The following is a 19,499-nucleotide window of genomic DNA, read 5'->3' on the forward strand; positions in this document are numbered from 1 at the left end:
GATGAACCTGTCGCGTCCGTTTATCTCCCGCCCGGTCGCCACCACCTTGCTGGCGATCGGCATCGCGCTGTCCGGCATTTTCGCGTTCACCAGGCTGCCGGTCGCGCCGCTGCCGCAGGTCGATTTCCCGACCATTTCGGTGCAGGCGACGCTGCCGGGCGCGAGCCCGGACACGGTGGCGACGAGTGTCGCCAGTCCGCTCGAACGGCATCTCGGCTCGATTGCCGACGTGACCGAAATGACCTCGCAGAGCTCGGTCGGCTCGACGCGGATCACGCTGCAGTTCGGCCTGAACCGCGACATCGACGGCGCCGCGCGCGACGTGCAGGCGGCCATCAATGCCGCGCGCGCCGATCTGCCGGCGAGCCTGCGCAGCAACCCGACGTATCACAAGGTGAATCCGGCCGACGCGCCGATCCTGATTCTCGCGCTCACCTCGAAGACGCTGACCGCCGGCCAGTTGTACGACTCCGCGGCCACCGTGCTGCAGCAGTCGCTGTCGCAGGTGGACGGGGTTGGCGAAGTGGATGTGAGCGGCTCGGCCAACCCGGCGGTGCGCGTCGAACTGGAACCGCAGGCGCTGTTCCACTACGGCATCGGTCTCGAAGACGTGCGCGCGGCGCTCGCCGCGGCCAACGCGAACAGTCCGAAAGGCTCGATCGAGTTCGGCCCGAACCGCGTGCAGATCTATACCAACGACCAGGCGAGCAAGGCGGCGCAGTATCGCGACCTCGTGATCGCGTATCGCAACGGCGCGGCGGTGAAACTGTCCGATGTCTCGGAAGTGGCCGATTCGGTCGAGGACCTGCGCAACCTCGGCCTCTTCAACGGCAAGCGTTCAGTGCTGGTGATTCTGTACCGCCAGCCGGGCGCGAACATCATTGAAACGATCGACCGCGTGACCGCGATGCTGCCGCAGTTGCATGCGTCGCTGCCCGCCGACGTCGACATCGCGCCGGCCGCCGACCGTTCCACCACGATCCGGTCGTCGCTGAAAGACACCGAGCGCACGCTGATGATCGCGGTGGCGCTGGTGGTGATGGTGGTGTTCCTGTTCCTGCGCAACTGGCGCGCCACGCTGATTCCGAGCGTCGCCGTGCCGATCTCGATCATCGGCACGTTCGCCGCGATGTACCTGCTCGGCTTTTCGATCGACAACCTGTCATTGATGGCGTTGACGATCGCAACCGGCTTCGTGGTCGACGACGCGATCGTGGTGCTGGAGAACATTTCACGGCACATCGAGAACGGCGTGCCGCGCATGCAGGCGGCGTTTCTCGGCGCACGCGAAGTCGGCTTCACGGTGCTGTCGATCAGCATCTCGCTGGTCGCCGTGTTCCTGCCGATTCTGCTGATGGGCGGCATTGTCGGGCGGCTGTTCCGCGAGTTCGCGCTGACGCTCTCGCTGGCGATCGCCGTGTCGCTGCTCGTCTCCCTCACCCTCACGCCGATGATGTGTTCGCGCCTCCTGCGCGAACCGCACGAGCAGGAGGAAGAAGGACGTTTCGGACGCTGGCTCGAACGCGGCTTCGCGACGATGCATCGCGGCTATGAACGCACGCTCGGCTGGGCGCTGCTGCATCCGCGTCTGATCGTGGCGATTCTGCTCGCGACCATCGGACTGAACATCTGGCTGTACATCATCGTGCCGAAGGGTTTCTTCCCGCAGCAGGACACGGGCCGGCTAATCGGCGGCATCCAGGCCGACCAGAGCACGTCGTTTCAGGCGATGAAGGGCAAGTTCTCGGAAATGATGGAGATCGTCGGCAAGAATCCGGCGGTGGACAGCGTGGCCGGTTTCACCGGCGGCCGGCAGACCAACTTCGGCTTCATGTTCGTTTCGCTGAAACCGAAGAGCGAGCGCAAGATATCCGCTGACCAGGTGATCCAGCAACTTCGCGCGCCGCTCGGCGACGTGGCCGGCGCGCGGACTTTCCTGCAAGCGGTGCAGGACATTCGCGTCGGCGGGCGGCAATCGAATGCGCAGTATCAGTTCACGCTGCTGGCCGATTCGACCACCGATCTGTATCTGTGGGTGCCCAAACTCACCGAGGCGCTGCAAGCGCGCCCCGAACTCGCCGATGTGAATTCCGACCAGCAGCAAGGCGGTCTCGAATCGATGGTGACGATTGACCGGGCGAGCGCCGCACGCCTCGGCATCAAGCCGGCGCAGATCGACAACACACTGTACGACGCGTTTGGCCAACGCCAGGTGTCGACGATTTACAACCCGCTGAACCAGTATCACGTCGTGATGGAAGTCGCGCCGAAGTACTGGCAGAGCCCGGATATGCTGAAACAGATTTACGTCAGCACGTCGGGGGGCAGCGCGAGCGGCGCGCAGACCACCAATGCGCCGGCCGGCACCGTGACCGCGAAGGCAACGGCATCGAGCACGAGTGCGTCGACGGGCGGCACGGCGGGCACGACCGCATCGAGCGCGGCGAGCATTGCGGCCGATTCCGCGCGCAACCAGGCGATCAATTCGATTGCGGCGAGCGGCAAGTCGAGTGCTTCGTCGGGCGCGGCGGTGTCGACCTCGAAGGAAACGATGGTGCCGTTGTCGGCGATAGCGAAATTCGGACCGGGGAATACGCCGTTGTCGGTGAATCACCAGAGCCAGTTCGTGGCGTCGACAATTTCGTTCAATCTGCCGCCTGGCGTGTCCTTATCGACGGCAACGCAAGCGATCTACGACACGATGGCGCAGCTCGGCATGCCGGGGACGATCCACGGCAGTTTCCAGGGGACTGCCCAGGCGTTCCAGCAGTCGCTGTCGGACCAGCCGATTCTGATTCTGGCCGCGCTCGCGGCGGTGTATATCGTGCTGGGGATCCTGTATGAGAGCTATATCCATCCGCTGACGATTTTGTCCACTTTGCCTTCGGCCGGGGTTGGAGCGTTGCTGGCTTTGTTGTTGTTCAAGACCGAGTTCAGCATCATCGCTTTGATCGGCGTGATCCTGCTGATCGGGATCGTGAAGAAGAACGCGATCATGATGGTGGACTTTGCTATTGAAGCCTCCCGGCGGGGGCTGTCGTCGCGGGATGCGATTTTTCAGGCTTGTTTGCTGCGGTTCCGGCCGATCATGATGACGACTTTTGCCGCCATGCTGGGGGCGTTGCCGTTGGCTTTTGGCCGGGGGGAAGGGGCTGAGCTTCGAGCTCCGCTGGGGATCGCTATTGTCGGTGGACTGATTGTCAGTCAGATGCTGACCCTGTATACCACGCCGGTGGTTTATCTCTACATGGACCGGATTCGGGTTCGGTGGGAAGCGAGGAAGGCTCGGAGAACCGGAATAGCGCCTTCCTGATTTTTTCTGCCTGCGCGGCGCTTATGTTCGTGCTGCCTGCGGCAGTGGCTTTCCCTGGTCTGGCTTCTTTGGCCTTTCCTTGTTCTGACTTCTTTGGCCTTTCCTTGATTTCTTTGTGGTTTATTAGCTTTCCCCCTGTGCGGGGGAGCACCTACTTTTCTTTGCCGGCCGCAAAGAAAAGTAGGCAAAAGAAAGCGGCTTCACACCGCAAGTACTAAGCGGGCCCCCCTGTCATCAACGGGGAGTGGAGGCCACCTGATCTGTGCCAGTGCAGCTTCACGCCCTGGTGACAAGGCAGTCATCCGCCCCTTCTCGCGCTACGCGCTCGCCGGAACGGTACTTCATCCAACCACCCACTACGTATTGGCGCCTGGGTTTTGCGCGGGGCGTAGCTCGCCAGTTCACGCGTGCGCGCGCCGTTACGCCCAGGTTCTGCTCAGCAATCCAGATCTGTACCTCACCGAGGCGAAGCCGATGGCCCCTGCTCGCGCAAAACGAAGTAGGTGGTTTGGGATGGACCTTGCCGGCGAGCGCGTAGCGCGAGAAGGGGTGGATGACTGCCTTGTCACGAACGGTGGTGGACCACGGTGTCGTCCGGCAGGTTTCCACTACCGGTGGTTGACCGAGGTGCCCGCTTCAGAACTAGCGGTGTGAAGCCGCTTTCTTTTGCCTACTTTTCTTTGCGGCCGGCAAAGAAAAGTAGGTGCTCCCCCGCACAGGGGGAAAGCTAATAAACCACAAAGAAATCAAAGAAAGGCCAAAGAAGTCAGAACAAGGAAAGACCAACGCCGCAGGCAGCACCACCATAAGCGCCGCGAAGGCAAATAAAAAACTATTGCGAAAAATGCACCGCGGCGCGGCAAAAATCTATGGCTGCTTGTGCGCCGCCGCCCAATCCTTCACCGCCTTGAGCGTGTTCTCGACATGCTTCTCTGGCGACAGACTCGTGTACTCATAGATGATCTTGCCGTCCGGCGCGATCACGTACGACACGCGATTGGCCATCGAACTATGCATCGGCAAACCGGCGTCGTATTCGCCGATCACCTTCGAGTCGGCGTCGGCGGCCACCGGGAATTTGCTGCGGCACTCGCTGACCGAAAACTTCGTCAACGTGCCGATGTTGTCGTGCGACACGCCGATCACCGTCGCGCCATATTTCTTGTACTCGTCGACCGCTTCGGCAAACTCGTGCGCCTCGATCGTGCAGCCCTGCGTGAAAGCCGCCGGATAGAAATACACCACCACCGGCCCTTTCTTCAATTCGTTGGCGAGCGAATAGGTGTAGGTCTTGCCGCCCAGCGATGCCTGCGCGGTAAAGGGCGGCGCCGCGTCGCCCGGCTTGAGCGTTGCCGACGCAGTCAGCGAATGCATGGCGAACCCCATCGACATGACAGCAGCAAGCGCTGCCGGTATGAATTTCCTCTTCATCTACAGTCCCTCGAAGCGTTAAAAGCGTTAATACACGCAGTGCACGCAGTTCGTGCAATGAGCCAGGGGCGCAACGTTCATCCGAACGCCGCGCAGCCCTCCTTCGCTATTGGACCACGTCCGGAGCAATCCAGCGAAGCCCAACCGCGCGGCATGCGCATCGTGCACGCGTCAGGTAGCCGCCTCTTCGATATGCGCGCCGAACCACGCAGCCGCCGACAGGTTCAGTTCGGCCAGCACTTCCGGCGTAAGCGCGGCGAAGCCGGCCGGCACATCGGGACCGGCTGCGATCGACGCGGCATCGGCGCCCTCGCCCGCCGCTTCGGCAATGCGCAACAAGGTGCCGAGCGGACCGCTGCGCGAGACGATCGCGTCGCGGATCTGCGGCGCGAGGCCGAGCTTCTCGAGCACAGCCGCGGGCGTGCTGCCGAGCACCACGTGGACCAGAGAAAAAATACCGGTCATGAAAGCGGCATCGGCAAAATCGTCGTCGGCCGGGCGCAGCCAGCTTGCGGCCAGCTCCATGAAGCGCGAACGCGTGCCCGCCAGTTGCACCAGCGGATCGGCGCGCCACGGCAGCTCGCCGCCGTCGGCGTAGAGCAGCAGTTGTGCCCAGCGCGCAATCTGCCGCGTGCCGGTGGCGATGATAGCCTCGCGCAACGACGCAATGTCGCGCCCCAAGCCGAACGCACTCGAATTGACGAGGCGCAGCAACTGCATCACCACGCTCGGATTGAGCTTCAGTTCCGCTTCGAGCTCGACAATGCCGGCATCGCACGAGAGCAACGCGAGCAGACGCAGCAAGGCCGGCCGCGGCGAGCGGTTGCACGGCGCGGCCAGCACCTGCGGCCGCGCGAAGAAGTATCCCTGGAACAGGTCGAAGCCGAGCTCGCGCGCCAACATGAAATCGTCGCGCGTCTCGACCTTCTCGGCGATCAATGTCTTGCCGTGGCCGCGCACGACCGAGGCCAGCCTGGCCAGTGCCGCCCGCTCGGTGAGCAGGAAATCGATCTTGACGATGTCGGCATAGGGCAGCACGGCGATCAGCTCGTTCGACAGTTCGCTGACATCGTCGAGCGCCACCTGGAAGCCGGCGCGGCGCAACTCGGTCAGCCGGCGCACCAGTTGCGCGTCGAACGTCACGGTCTCGAGAATCTCGAGCACGAAGCGCTCGGGCGGCATCAGATGGACGATGTCGTTGAACAGCAGCGCGCGGTCGATATTGACGAAGCCGCGGTGCGGGCCCAGCACCGCCGGCACACCGATTCCGCCGATCGTGCGCGCCACCACCTGCGCCGTCGCCTGGGCGTCGTCGCTGACTTCGGCGTAGTTATGCGCGCCGGATCGAAACAATAATTCGTAAGCATTGAGGGCGCCGTCGCGATCGAGAATCGGCTGGCGGCCCAGATAGACGAACTGCGAGACAAACTGCGCCTGAGCGGCCGGATCGACGCTGTCGGCGCATTGAGCAAGCACCTCGACGTGCCCGGGCTCGGCCCTGACAGGGTGACGTTCAGACATGGATCATCGGTGCGTGGATTCGGAAACGCTATGCAGCGGCGTGACGCGCCGATGCTGCATAGCGGCTTGCCGCAGGGGTTTGCCGCCGTCGGGTTGGCCCTCAGATCGGCCCTTGGGTTGGCCCTTGGGTTGGCCCTTGGGTTGGCCCTTGCGTCGGCCCTTGCGTCGGCCCTTGCGTTGGCCGCCCTTAGGTCTGTCCCTGTTAACGGATACAACGAGCCCGCACTTTAACCGAATCAATCCCGCCGCGGCGGCGGCTCGCGCAGCCATTCCTTACCAATGGTTTTTTGCAGCCGGCGCGCTAAAGATTTCCCGCCGCGGGTCGTTATCCTGTTCTGATGGGGCGGCCTGATACCCCTCGACCGCCCGGGCCCGGCGGCCAGCGAGCCGCCCCGCCTGCAGACGAACACAGGTTCCAAGCGACAAACATGGAAGCGAACAGGATCACCGCGCCCCGCCGGGGCTCCTTGCGCACGGTCATCGACCGGTTTCGTGCGTTCGGCCGGCGCGCGGAGCACAAACCGCAGTTGGGCGCAAGCCGCACTGCGCAACTGGAACAGGTGGTCGGCGCCGTCGACCTGCTGGCGCACGTCGATCACGAACTGCGCTTTCTCTACGTTTCCGACGCCAGCCTGCGCTTCATCGGTTATCACCGCGAGTATCTCGAGACCATCACGCTGCACGATCTGGTGGCGCCCGCCGACGTCCAGCGCCTCGACGCGCTGCTCGCCCGCGCCACCGCGACGGGCAACGTTGAGAAAGCCACGCTCGGCCTCATCAAGTCGCTGACCTACCCGATCACGGTCGAGTTGCGCGCGGTGCGCAATAGCCACGACGGCCTCGACGGCTATGCGATCGCCGGCTTCGACGTCTCGGCCTGGCGCGCCACCGAGGAACGCTTGACCCAGGCGCTGCATCACGACCGTCTGACCAACCTCGCCAATCAGTCGGCGCTGATCCCCATGCTGCTCGAAGCACAGCAGCAAGCCGATGTGCACGGCACGCCGGCCGCGCTGCTGCTGCTCGACATCGACGACTATCAGCGCGTGAACCGCGCGCTCGGCTACGATGCCGGCGACGAGATGCTGCGTGACACCGCACGGCGTCTATTGAACATGACGAGCCCGGGCGAGACGGTCGCGCGCGTGGCCAGCGACGAATTCGCGATCCTCGTGAAGGCGGCGGCGAACCGCACCCACGCGGCAGCCGCCGCCGAAGCACTGGCCCGGCGCTTGTTGACGGCGATCCAGCAGCCGTATGTATACAGCGGCCAGCAGGTGCATCTGTCGGCGAGCATCGGTATTGCGCTCTATCCCGACGTGCGCCACGCCAACGACACCGCCGCGCACGACACCCATTTGCTGCGCTGGGCCGACCATGCGCTGCAGCAGGCCAAGGCGGCCGGCGGCAACACGCTCGCCTTCTACGTGCCGGACGACAATCCCGCCGACGCCGAACGTCTGAAGCTCGAGGCCGATCTGTACGACGGCGTGCGCAACGGCGAATTCTCGCTGCACTTCCAGCCGATCACCAGCAGCCGCACGCATGGCGTGGTCGGCGTCGAGGCGCTGATCCGCTGGCTGCATCCCGTGCATGGCCTGGTGCCCCCTTCGATGTTCATTCCGCTCGCAGAGTCGGTCGGCCTGATCAACTTCCTCGGCAACTGGGTGCTGAAGGTGGCCTGCATGCAGCTGATCCAGTGGGACGCACAGGGCATCTCGCTGCAGTATGTGGCCGTCAACGTGTCGCCGCAGCAGTTCCGCGATCCGCGTTTCAAGGACGCCGTGCACGAAGCCATCGAGCTGACCGGCATCGACCCGCGCCGCCTCGTGTTCGAGATCACCGAAAGCCTGCTGATGCACGACCCGGCGCACGCCAAGGGCCTGCTCGAGGATTTCACCGCGATGGGCATTCGCTTCGCCGTCGACGATTTCGGCACCGGCTATTCGAGTCTCGCCTACCTGCAACGATTTCCCTTGGCGAAGCTCAAGATCGACAGGAGTTTTGTCGAGAATCTGCTAACCTCGCGAAACGATCAGGCAATCGTTAGCGCGGTCGTGGGTCTTGCGCAAACACTCGATCTCGAACTGGTCGCCGAGGGCGTCGAAACGGAAGCACAACGCGCCCTTCTGACCGAAATGGGATGCGACCATATTCAGGGTTGGCTCGTCTGCAAGGCGTTGCCCTCCGACGAACTCGCGCGGCGTTTCGAAACGCGCTCGCTTCACTTGCACGCTGCGTAGCGATGCAGGCCAGACGCTTGCGCAGCAGAAGCCGGCTCAACGCCGGCGTGGCACTCATTGGAACATGTATGGCTTTTGCGGGAATCACATGGTAAAGGCGGCGGTGCTCGACAGGCTCTGGACGCGGATGAGCGAGCGCGGCGATTTCCCTATGCTGTCGCAGTCGCTGCGCACCACCATGGCGGCAATGAACAATGACGACCTCGACTTCACCGGCCTCGTGCAAGTCGTGTTGTCGGATTTCGCATTGACGCAAAAAGTGCTGCGCCTTGCCAACTCGGCCATGTACATGGCGTTCGGCGGCAACATCACGACTGTGTCGCGCGCGCTGATGGTGCTCGGCATGGATGCGGTCGGCCACCTCGTCGTCGGGCTGAAGATCGTCGATCACTTTCATCACAGCGCGCCGCGCCGCATCGACGCGAAGCTCGAACTCAACCGTACGCTGCTGTCGGGCTGCGTCGCGCGCAAGCTGACTGAGCGCGGCGATCTGCGCGCCGGCGAAGAGGCCGTGGTCTGCACGCTGATGCGCCAGATCGGCAAGCTGCTGGTGGTGTTCTACCTCGACGCCGAATGGGATCAGATCCGCTGCCACATCGATGCCGGTGCGCTCGAAGCCGACGCCTGCGTGCTGGTGCTCGGCGTGACGTTCGACGAAATCGGCATGGAAGCGGCCACGCGCTGGCGTTTGCCGGACATGATCCGCTCGGGCATGGGCGAGTTCGATCCGCAGGATACCGAGCAGCCGCGCCAGGTGCAGTGGCTGCGCGCCATCACCAACTATTCGACGGCCGTGGCGGACGTGCTGACGCAGCAGAACATGCCGGACTGGGAACGCGAATCCCGCATGAGCGAGTTGGCCCACGACTACAGCCGCACGCTGAACACCGACCCGGACGTGCTGCTCGAAATGAGCGTCGCGCTCGCCCGTGAAGAAGGCGGCGACGGCGTGATGCGCGAGATCGTCGAGTTGCGCGCCAATGCGGACGCGATTGCGCGCGAGGCGCTCAATCCGGAGACGCGCATCACAGCGGGGGTCGAAGATCTGCGCGCGCTGCCCGCCGACAGCCCGCTCGCACCCGCGCTGGCGATGGCCTCCGAAACCGTGCTGGCCGGGCTCGGCTTTGCGCGCACGGTCGTGTTCGTCAAGCACAGCAACGGCACTTTCCGTGCGCGCCTGGGTCTCGGTCCGAAGATCGACGCGGCGCTGCCGAAGCTGTCATTCAGCACCGCCTTCGAGCCCGATGTATTTCATCTCGCGATCGCGAACTCGGTGGGCATCTTCATCGAGAACGCGCGCGATCCGAAGATGGTCGCGCGGCTGCCCGAGTGGTTCCGCCGCTCGTTCGACGACACGCGAGCGTTCGTGCTGCTGCCGGTGGTCGACGGAACCGGGAAAACAGTCGCGCTGCTGTACGGAGACTGGACCGATACCCAGGAGGCGCGCCGAATATCACAGAAAGAGATGGGCGCGCTGAACGAACTAGCCAGGGAGTTAGGACGTTTTTTCGCCCAGGGGCAAATGCGGGAAATGGAGATGATGTGAAGACGTGGCGTGACGGTTGATCACGCTGCGTTACTCTTCCCGGATTTGCCCTGATTCAAGCGGCAACGAAAAGCAAAACGACGTGCCGCGGCCCCCACCTGGTTCGCTGCGTCGGCAAATGCGCCGAACTCAGTCCTCGATCCGCTCCAACCCCTCCGCGCTCCGGTCCGCGACTCCGGCCCATGCCCCTGCCGCGAGGCCAAGCTGCGCGACCTCTTCCACCGTCAACGGCTGCAAGCGCGCGCAAACGGCGCCGAGCTCATCCCAGGCGCCCCGCTCCAGCGCTTCGACCGCGCTCAGCAACGCCCCCAGCACGCCCTCGCGATGCAGGATCGCCGCCTGGATCGGCCGCGACAGCGTCAGCACATTCAAGGTGCTCTCGAGCGAGCCGCCGAACACCGCGTCGACAAACGAAAACACGCCGGTCAGAAAGGCCGCGTCGGCTTCATCGCGCCCGGCTTCGGGCAAGCGCGCGATCGCCAGTTCCATGAAGCGCGCGCGGGTCGCCGCCAGTTGCAACAGCGGATCGTCTTCCAGTGCGACCTTGCGGCCGTCCGCATACAGCAGCAACTGCGTCCAGCGCGCGATCCGGTCGGTGCCGGTCGCGTTGATCGCTTCGCGCAGCGTCGTCACCTTGTGCCCGACCGCCAGCCCGCTCGAATTCGCGAGCTTCATCAGATGCATCACCAGCACCGGATTCAGCTTGAGTTCCGCTTCGAGTTGCGCGACGGTCGGATCGCCCGCCAGCAGTTGCAGCAGGTTCAGCAAGGCGTGCCGCGGCGCGCTGACACGCCGCGTCGACGAGGACTGGGCACGCGCGAAGAAGTAGCCCTGGAAACGGTCGAAGCCGAGACCATGCGCCGTTTCGAAATCGGCCTGCGCATCGACGCCCGATGCGATCAGCAGCTTGCCTGCGGACTTGAGTACGCTGCCCAGCTTGGGCAACAGCGCGCCCGAGGCACGTGTGAAATCGATCTTGACGACGTCCGCGTAAGGCAGGAGCCGCGCGAATGTGTCGTTGGGCTGGGCCACTTCATCGAGCACGAAGCGATAGCGCCGCCCATGCAGCTGAACGATCCGCGCGATCAACGCCTCGTCGACCTCGATCGAAGACGACAGTTCGAACATGAAACGGTCGGCGGGCAGGTGCATGATCGAGTCGTCGAACAGCATCTCGCGGCTCACGTCGACGTAGGCGGGATGCCCGGTGAGCGCGCCGCGCACATTGCCTTGCATCAGGCCGCGAAGCACGGCTCGCGCCACTAGTTGCGCCGGCTCGGGCCGGCGGCCCGGCAACGCGCCAACGTTTGCGCTCGGGTCCGCATCAGCGGCCTGAGTTGCCGCAGCCGCGGCCGGGTCAGGGTCCGCGGCCGGCAACGCCGGCGCGCGCACCTTGAGCTCATAGCCGCAGAGCATGCCGTCCCGATTCAGGATCGGCTGACGGGCAAAACTGGCGTTCAATTGCGCGTCGTCTGCGCCGTCCGGCGCACCGCCCGTCCGGCGCGGATTCTCGATTGCGATGGTGGTCATTCCGGTCCCCCGCTAAGCGCCGCCCTGGCGCTTCCTGCTGTATTTTGGTTTCCGCTGACGGCGCGTCCAAACCCCCGCGGCTCGCGGCACCGTACGGCGCCGGCTATCGGCGCCCGGCGATTTTAGCGCAGGCCGCCGCGCTCGGACACGGCCATACCGCAATATCTTGAAATAATTGGATGCCGGCTTCGCTGAACGTCGGAAAGGAATCGACGATACTGTCGTGCAGCGCAAAAGCGCGCCCCCCGCGCTACCCCGTCGCTCACCACCGAAAGGAAAACTATGGACGTCAAAAGCGTGCTGTCAAATGCTTTCGCGATGCCGATTACCAGCCCGGCGTTTCCAATGGGACCGTATCGTTTCACCGATCGGGAATTTCTGATCATCACCTACCGCACCGATCCGGACAAACTGCGGGCCGTGGTACCGGAGCCGCTGCAAATCGGCGAGCCGCTCGTACATTACGAATTCATTCGCATGCCGGATTCGACCGGTTTCGGCGACTACACGGAAAGCGGCCAGGTGATTCCGGTGTCGTACAACGGCGTGGCGGGCGGCTACACGCTGGCGATGTATCTGGACGACCACCCGCCGATTGCCGGCGGCCGTGAGTTGTGGGGTTTTCCGAAGAAGCTCGCCAAGCCGGTGCTCGAAGTTCACACCGACACCCTGGTCGGCACGCTCGACTACGGCCCGGTGCGTATCGCCACCGGCACGATGGGCTACAAGCATCGGCAGCTCGATCTCGCGCAACAGAAAAAACGCCTGGAAGCGCCGAACTTCCTGTTGAAAGTGATTCCGCACGTGGACGGCACGCCGCGCATTTGCGAACTGGTGCGTTACTACCTGCAAGACATCGACCTGAAAGGCGCATGGACCGGCCCGGCCGCGCTCGAACTGGCGCCGCACGCGCTGGCGCCGGTCGCCGCCTTGCCGGTGCTCGAAGTCGTCGAGGCGCGGCATCTGATCGCCGACCTCACGCTCGGTCTCGGCGAGGTCGTGTTCGATTACCTGAGGTAATACAGGCGGCGATGGACGCGTGCGGCCGTTCCCTGTTTTCTTGTTGACCTGGCCATACCGATCAGATTGCCGCCACCATGCAAACCGGCCGCATAAGCGGCCGGTTTGCATGCAGCGAATAACGACAACCCACGACAACTCACGACAACCCACGCTTTACTTCAACACGACCTTCACGTCGAAGTACTTCGCGGCGAAGCGGTCGATCGTGCCGTCCGCCTTCAGTTCCTTGAGCGCCTGGTTCAGCGCATCCTCCAGCGCCTTGTCGCCCTTGCGGATACCGTAGCCCACGCCTGCGCCGAGCAGTTTCTCGTCGGTGACCGTCGGACCGGCGAATTCAAAGCCGGCGCCTTGCGGCTTTTTCAGAAATCCCTTCGACGCGGCTTCCGCGTCCTGGAATGCGGCGTCGAGACGCCCCGAGGCGAGGTCGGCGTAGATCTGATCCTGCGTCTGATACGGCACGACGTCGACGCCGGCCGACGCCCAGCGCGCCTTCGCGTACGCTTCCTGAATCGTGCCTTGCAGCACGCCGACGTGCTTGCCCTTCAGCGATGCCGGCGTCGGCAGCAGGCCGCTGCCCTTCTTCGCGATCATCTGATTCGGGATCGTGTAGATCGGATCGGTGAAGTCGACCGCCTGACGGCGCTGCTCGGTGATCGTCATGTCCGAGTTGATCGCGTTGAACTTGCGCGCCTGCAACGCCGGAATCAGGCCGTCGAACGAATTCTCGACCCACACGCATTTCGCCTTCAGCTTTGCGCACACGGCGTTGCCAACATCGATATCGAAACCTTGCAGTTCGCCCGACGCCGACTTCGATTCGAACGGCGCGTACGACGCCTCGACGCCGAAGCGTACTTCCTTGATATCCGCTGCGGACGCGGCGCCTGCCGCTACCGTTGCCGCCGCGAACAGCGCGAGCGCAACCGTGTTTCGCCAATTCATCTTCATTACGGGTGTTCCTCTACGGTATTGAATAAGACGGAGCCGAATCCAGCAGGCATGATTGCCGCGCCAAAATTGCGATTCAAACTCGTGCGGCCGGCGTGGTGCAGCGCAACAGCCGCGAGGCCGCGATTGTACAGACTTCGCAGCGCACGCCTGGCGGGCGCGTCCGCGTGTGCCTCGTTCGGCCCAGCCGGCATGGCGCACGAAAAGGTGCAATTGCGTGTCGCGCTCAGACAAGCACCGGGCGACCCAGCACCGGGCAAACCGCCGTCAAAGCGCAAACAGGCGACGAACAAAGGGCAAACGAACGGATACCAGGCAGTGAACAAGCAGCGAACCGGCGCGCGCGTTCCCGCGCACATCAGAGCGCGCCGTCACCGGCGGCGAAATCGCTGCCGAGCCGCTGCGACAGATGCGTATAGACCGCCGCGACATGCGGCAGATGACGCGATTCCGGATGCGCGAGCACCCAGACTTGCGATTCCGCTTCGTCGAGCGGCGGCGTTAACTGCACGAGATCGTCGCGGCCGCGCGCAAGGAAGGTCGGAAAGATGCCGACGCCGAAGCCGCGCGCCACCAGTTCGAACACCGCCATCACGCTATTGGTCCTGTAGCGCGGCTCGACAGTCGGGCAATGGCGCTTGCGCCACAGGACCGAAGGATGATCGCCGAGCGAGCTATCCGGCGCCGCCCAGTCGCAGCGAGACAGCGCATCGGTATCGCTCGCGCGAATGCCGCTCCCCTTCGCGGCAAACACCGCGATACGCAGCGGGCCCACATGTTTGCCGACCAGATGATCCGGCGCGCGGCGCGTGGCGCGCACGGCGATATCGGCGTCGCGTTTGGTCAGGCTCGCCAGGCTGTTGGTGGCGGTCAGCTCGAACGACAACGCCGGATGCAGCGCCGCGAATTCATGCAGCGCGGGCAGCACGAGGCCGTACAGCACGGTGTCGGTGGTCGTGACATGAACGCGGCCGGATACGCGGTCGCTGCTCGCCTGCACCGTCGAGCGCGCCGCCGCCAGTTCGCTTTCGATGCGCTCGGCGTGGCGCGCCAGTTGCGCGCCGAGCGGCGTCGCGCGATAGCCGCTGCGCGAGCGTTCGAACAGACGCTGCCCGAGCCCGCGTTCGATCCGCTGCACGGAGCGGAAAATCGTCGACGCGTCGATGCCCAGGCGCTGCGCCGCTTCCGCCAGCGTGCCGGCGCGCACCAGCGCGAGGATGGTCTGGGTATCCGCCGAAGTCAGTTCGTATTGCGTTTTTGCACGCATGGTTTGGCAAGCCGCCTGTTTATCCGGAATGCGATCCGGGCTACTTTTACCACATCGACTTGTCGGCCGACGAGCCTTGCCACCGGCGCCTGCCGGGATTTCACTTTCGTTTATAGCGGTGACACCATGAAACTCTATTACTCGCCGGGCGCCTGCTCGCTGGCCGTTCACATTGCCTTGCGCGAAGCGGAGCTCGACTTCGAAACCATCAAGGTCAACCTGCAAACGCACAAGCTCGCCAACGGCGACGACTACTACGCGATCTCGCCGCGCGGCTATGTGCCGCTCGTCGAGTTCGCCGACGGCTCACGGCACACCGAAGGCGCCGCGCTGCTGCAATACATCGCCGATCTCGCGCCGGAGTATGCGTTGTTGCCACCCGCCGGATCGCCGCAACGGCTCGCAGCGGTCGCATGGCTCACCTACATCAGCACGGAATTGCACAAGACGTTCAGCCCGTGGCTTTGGCATCAGGAGACAGCGGAATCGACGAAGGCCGAATGCCGCGCGAAACTCGCCGCGCGGTTCAGCGAACTCGATCGCGTGCTGACTGACCGCGATTATCTGACCGGACAGTACTCGGTCGCCGATGCGTATGCGTTCACGGTGTTGAGCTGGGCGCGGATGCTGTCGGTGGATCTGAGCGCGTATCCGTATCTGAGCGCGTATCTGGAGCGCGTCGCGGCGCGGCCGACGGTGCGTGAAGCGATGGTGGCGGAGGGCCTGCTGAAGGCGAACGCGGCTTAAGCTGCACGAAGCGCGCATGGTGTGAGACGTTGCGGGTCAAGGCGCGCGACGTCTCACCACCAACGGCGCGACTACACGAGTCTGGACAGCGTGTGCTGAGTCGTCTCGACCACCATCAAGCCGGCGCGCAAGCCCGGCTTGACCGTCGCGTTCGGGAACACGATGCGTTCTTCGTCGCGACGCACGACATAGCGATAGTCGCCGTCACAGGCGAGCACCGTATCCTTCACGAACGGCGTAAAGTTCGGCACGTCCGCTGCAACCCGCAATTCGAATGCATCGCTTTGCTTGGTGATCTGATCGATCACAGTGAATGCACGCGGCAGCGCTGCCTTTGCACCACCGCTGGTACCGCTGGTACCGGCCAGCAAATGGCGCAACGCTTCGTCCGCGCCTGCAAACCGCTTCAGATCGTTCTGGCCGAACGGACGCACTTTGCCGAGTTCCAGCGTACACGCCTCGGCGCCGCACGCTTGCGCGGTGAAATGCGAAAACGTATGGCCCTTGGTCGTGTGGAGCAGTACCGCACTGATGTGCGCCTCGCCGAGCCACTCGAACATCGCGCGCGAAAACGGCGTGCCTGTATGCGGCAGCAGCGCAAACTGCTCGAACGCGGAGGCGCGGATCGCCGTATGCATGTCGATATGCCAACGCGCGCCGCGTTCAGCCGATGCCGCGGCGAAGAACTGCGTCGCCGTGCGTTCCAACGCTGCGGCGCGCGGGGCTTCGTGACTGTGCGGCACTTGCGCATGACGTCCGCTGAAGAGGCGGTTCAGGTCGTCGTCGCGATAACGGCACGCGTCGCGCATCGCATCGACGTTGCCGAGAATCACCAGCAAGCGGCACGTCAGCGCGGCGTCGCCCCTCGCGATATCGCGCACGAGAAACGACAGCAGTTCGATCGGCGCAGTCTCATCGCCATGCACGCCGGCCGATGCGAGCACGCTGCGTGTGCCCTCTGCCTGCGATGCGGGCTCCATTTGCAGAACACCGTCATCGAGCCAACGCCAGCGCACGCCGTTCGCGCACGTGCCCTCGGCTTCATGCGCGGCGGGCCGCTGGCCCGCCAGCGTGTACGCCAGAAAGTCGCCGAGCATCGAATCGCTCATGCCCGGCTCAGCGCTGGAAGTCATACAGCGAACCCAGACCGAGAATCTGCGTCAGCTCGTCGAGCGCGGTACGCGACTCGGAGAGCAATTGCGGATCGGTCAGGTCGGCTGGCGCGAGACGGTCGCGATAGTGCTTTTCGATCCACGTATCGAGGCGGCCGAACAGCTTGTCGTTGATCCACACGCCGGGCGTCACCGCTGCGCGCTCCGCGTCGTTCAGCACCACGCGCAAACGCAAACACGCCGGACCGCCGCCGTTCTTCATGCTTTCGCGCAGATCGAACACGAGCACGTCGTCGATCGGGCCGGTGTGCGAAGCCAGGTCGTCCAGATACGCGGCCACGCGCGCGTTCTCGCGGCATTCCTGCGGCACCACCAGCACCTGCTTGCCGTCCGGGCGCGTCAGCAACTGGCTGTTGAACAGATACGACGTGACGGCATCGGACACGCTCACCTGTGCGTCCGGCACCTCGATCACGTTGAACCCGGCTTTCAGCGCTGAGAGCTTCGAGCGCAGTTCGTCGTACACCGCGTTCTGTTCGACAAACGCGAGTTGATGGCAGAACAGCGTGTTGCGATTGCCGACCGCGATCACGTCGTTATGGAATACGCCCGCGTCGATCACATCGGGGTTTTGCTGCGCGTACACAGTGGCCGCTTCTTCAAGACCATGACGGTGTGCGACCGCGCGGCTCGCCTCGAAGGTTTGCCGTGCCGGGAAGCGCTTCGGCTCCGGTCCGCGGCGATACTCGCTGCGGCCGTACACGAAGAATTCGACGCCACGTATGCCGTATTCCGCGCAAAAACGCGTGTGGTTCGCCGCGCCTTCGTCGCCGAGCGCGGGCGTGCCGGGCAATGCTTCGTGCACCGCGAAACGGTCGGCATCGCTGAAGATCGCGCGCAACGTGCGGCGCGTCGATTCATGTTCGATCGCGCGATGCAGCTTGCTGCACAGATTGGCCGGCGTGAAATGCACGCGGCCGTCGTGCGTATCGGACGATGGACTCACGGTCGCGGCATTCGCGGTCCACATCGCCGACGCGGAACTCGCGGCGGCCAGCAACTCGGGCGCGTCTTTAGCAACGCGAGCAATCACCGTCGCGTCGTCGCCGGAAAAACCGAGTTCGCGCAACAGGCGCATCGACGGACGTTCCTGCGGCGGCAGCACGCCTTGATGAAAACCGAGGTCGGCCAGCTGCTTCATCTTGCGCAGGCCCTGTTTGGCCGCCGCTTTCGGATTCGCAATCGACTTCTCGTTGTTCTGCGACGCGACGTTGCCGAACGAGAGCCCTGCGTAATTGTGGGTCGGGCCGACCAGGCCGTCGAAATTGGCTTCAGTGGCTTGCATCGTCGATCCTCAGAATTGAAGGCCCGGCGAGACGCTCGCGGGCATTTGCAGTTGCGCGCTTTCGACGGAAGCCATCGGATACGCGCAGTAGTCGGCGGCGTAGTACGCGCTCGGCCGGTGATTGCCGGAACGGCCCGGACCGCCGAACGGCGCACCCGACGACGCACCGTTGGTCGGCCGGTTCCAGTTGACGATGCCAGCGCGGATGGTGCGCTGGAAATGCGTCCACAGTGCTTCGTCGTCGGCGAGCAGACCCGCGGACAGGCCGAAGTCGGTGTCGTTGGCTTGTTCCAGCGCTTCGTCGAAGCTGCCGTAGCGGATGATCTGCGCCAACGGCCCGAAATGCTCTTCGTCCGGCAAGTCCTGCACGCCGGTCACGTCGAGAATCGCCGGCGTCACGAAACCGAGTTTCGGATCGCGCTGCTCCATCGTCAGCAACGACTTCGCGCCGTCGGCCAGCAGACGTTGCTGGGCCGCGACCAGCCGCGAAGCGGCGCGCGCCGAGATCACCGCGCCCATGAACGGCTGCGGATCGGCGTTGTATTCCCCGACGCTGATCCGCGACGTGACCTCGGTGAGGCGTTCGATAAAGCGGTCGCCGAACGCATCGTTCGGCACGAAAATGCGCCGCGCGCAGGTGCAACGCTGCCCCGCCGACAGAAACGCCGACTGGATCGTGTGATGCACGGCGGCGTCGAGATCGGCCACCGGCCCGATCACGAGCGGATTATTGCCGCCCATTTCCAGCGCCAGCACGATTTCCGGACGGCCGCCGAACTGCTTGTGCAGCAATGTTCCGGTATCCGAACTACCCGTGAAGAACAGGCCGTCGATCTGCCGATGGTTCGCGAGCGCAATGCCGGTTTCCTTCTCGCCTTGCACGAGGTTCAGCACGCCCGCGGGCAACCCGGCATCGCGCCAGATCTGCACTGTGAGCGCGGCCACGCCCGGTGCGAGTTCGGACGGCTTGAAGACCACGGCGTTACCGGCGATCAGCGCCGGCACGATATGCCCGTTCGGCAAGTGCCCAGGGAAGTTATACGGCCCGAACACCGCGACTACGCCATGCGGACGATGCCGCAACACGGCCGTGCCGTCCGCCATCGCCGAGCGCTTTTCGCCGGTGCGTTCGTTGTACGCCTGAATCGAGATCTCGACCTTCGCCGCCATCGAAGCCGCTTCAGTGCGTGCTTCCCACAGCGGCTTGCCGGTCTCGCGGCCGATCGCTTCGGCCAGCGCTTCCTTGCGCTCGGTCACGAGCGCGGCGAAGCGGCGCATCACGGCGCAACGCTCGTCGAGGCTCAACGCCGACCACGCCGCGAACCCGCGGCGGGCGCTGCGCACCGCCCGGCCGACGTCATCCGCCGACGCGCTATTGCCTTGCCAAACCGTCGCGCCAGTGCCCGGGTTGCGCGACGCGAATGCGGGTCCTGTGCCGGCGGCCCATTCGCCGTCGATGAAAAGCTCGCTCAT

At 64.3% G+C, this 19,499-nt stretch carries 13 protein-coding genes; 5 read left to right on the forward strand and 8 right to left on the reverse strand.

Going from position 1 to position 19,499, the window contains the following annotated elements; genetic code table 11:
* The first annotated feature begins 1 nt into the window (after window position 1).
* Window positions 2–3,313 carry an efflux RND transporter permease subunit gene (locus AC3WLT_RS20740; RefSeq protein ID WP_492593559.1) on the forward strand — a complete coding sequence of 1,104 codons (3,312 nt, stop codon included), beginning with the start codon at window positions 2–4 and terminating at the stop codon, window positions 3,311–3,313.
* Window positions 3,314–4,180: 867 nt separating this feature from the next.
* Here the strand turns inward: AC3WLT_RS20740 and AC3WLT_RS20745 are convergent.
* Window positions 4,181–4,744 (reverse strand): peroxiredoxin, encoded by a 564-nt coding sequence (locus tag AC3WLT_RS20745; protein ID WP_492593560.1) that lies wholly within the window; start codon window positions 4,742–4,744, stop codon window positions 4,181–4,183.
* Window positions 4,745–4,915: 171 nt separating this feature from the next.
* On the reverse strand, window positions 4,916–6,265 hold the full coding sequence (locus AC3WLT_RS20750; protein WP_492593561.1) for an EAL and HDOD domain-containing protein: 1,350 nt from the start codon (window positions 6,263–6,265) through the stop codon (window positions 4,916–4,918).
* Window positions 6,266–6,693: 428 nt separating this feature from the next.
* On the opposite strand from AC3WLT_RS20750, the gene AC3WLT_RS20755 reads away from it, so the two are divergent.
* Together AC3WLT_RS20755 and AC3WLT_RS20760 are read left to right on the forward strand one after the other, a co-directional pair.
* Entirely contained in the window at window positions 6,694–8,508 is a 1,815-nt protein-coding gene (locus AC3WLT_RS20755; RefSeq protein ID WP_492593562.1) for a putative bifunctional diguanylate cyclase/phosphodiesterase, read from the forward strand.
* 88 nt (window positions 8,509–8,596) lie between these two features.
* A complete protein-coding gene (locus AC3WLT_RS20760) occupies window positions 8,597–10,054 on the forward strand; it encodes an HDOD domain-containing protein (RefSeq protein WP_492593563.1) in 1,458 nt (485 codons plus the stop codon).
* A gap of 129 nt (window positions 10,055–10,183) precedes the next feature.
* On the opposite strand, the gene AC3WLT_RS20765 is transcribed toward AC3WLT_RS20760, so the two are convergent.
* Window positions 10,184–11,584: an EAL and HDOD domain-containing protein gene (locus tag AC3WLT_RS20765; RefSeq protein WP_492593564.1), complete on the reverse strand. Its 1,401-nt coding sequence runs from the start codon at window positions 11,582–11,584 to the stop codon at window positions 10,184–10,186.
* Between the two features lie 282 nt (window positions 11,585–11,866).
* On the opposite strand from AC3WLT_RS20765, the gene AC3WLT_RS20770 reads away from it, so the two are divergent.
* The gene (locus AC3WLT_RS20770) at window positions 11,867–12,604 is read left to right on the forward strand and encodes an acetoacetate decarboxylase (RefSeq protein ID WP_492593565.1); all 738 of its coding nucleotides are present in this window, start codon (window positions 11,867–11,869) and stop codon (window positions 12,602–12,604) included.
* A gap of 156 nt (window positions 12,605–12,760) precedes the next feature.
* Here AC3WLT_RS20770 and AC3WLT_RS20775 read toward each other — a convergent pair whose 3' ends face one another.
* Window positions 12,761–13,555, reverse strand: a complete 795-nt coding sequence (locus AC3WLT_RS20775) for an ABC transporter substrate-binding protein (protein WP_492593566.1) — start codon at window positions 13,553–13,555, stop codon at window positions 12,761–12,763.
* Between the two features lie 358 nt (window positions 13,556–13,913).
* The gene (locus AC3WLT_RS20780; RefSeq protein ID WP_492593567.1) at window positions 13,914–14,822 is read right to left on the reverse strand and encodes a LysR family transcriptional regulator; all 909 of its coding nucleotides are present in this window, start codon (window positions 14,820–14,822) and stop codon (window positions 13,914–13,916) included.
* Between the two features lie 126 nt (window positions 14,823–14,948).
* Between AC3WLT_RS20780 and gstA the strand changes: the two genes are divergently transcribed.
* Window positions 14,949–15,569, forward strand: coding sequence for a glutathione transferase GstA (gene gstA, locus AC3WLT_RS20785; protein WP_492593568.1), 621 nt, complete (start codon window positions 14,949–14,951; stop codon window positions 15,567–15,569).
* A 71-nt stretch (window positions 15,570–15,640) separates the two neighbouring features.
* Here the strand turns inward: gstA and astE are convergent, their stop codons facing one another.
* The 3 genes from astE to astD are packed head-to-tail and all read right to left on the reverse strand — an operon-like array spanning window position 15,641 to window position 19,499.
* Window positions 15,641–16,678: a succinylglutamate desuccinylase gene (gene astE, locus AC3WLT_RS20790; RefSeq protein WP_492593569.1), complete on the reverse strand. Its 1,038-nt coding sequence runs from the start codon at window positions 16,676–16,678 to the stop codon at window positions 15,641–15,643.
* Window positions 16,679–16,685: 7 nt separating this feature from the next.
* Window positions 16,686–18,026, reverse strand: a complete 1,341-nt coding sequence (astB, locus tag AC3WLT_RS20795; protein ID WP_492593570.1) for an N-succinylarginine dihydrolase — start codon at window positions 18,024–18,026, stop codon at window positions 16,686–16,688.
* A 9-nt stretch (window positions 18,027–18,035) separates the two neighbouring features.
* Complete coding sequence (astD, locus tag AC3WLT_RS20800) at window positions 18,036–19,499, reverse strand: succinylglutamate-semialdehyde dehydrogenase (RefSeq protein WP_492593571.1); 1,464 nt, start codon at window positions 19,497–19,499, stop codon at window positions 18,036–18,038.

Source organism: Paraburkholderia sp. FW306-2-2C-D06C, from assembly GCF_058781505.1.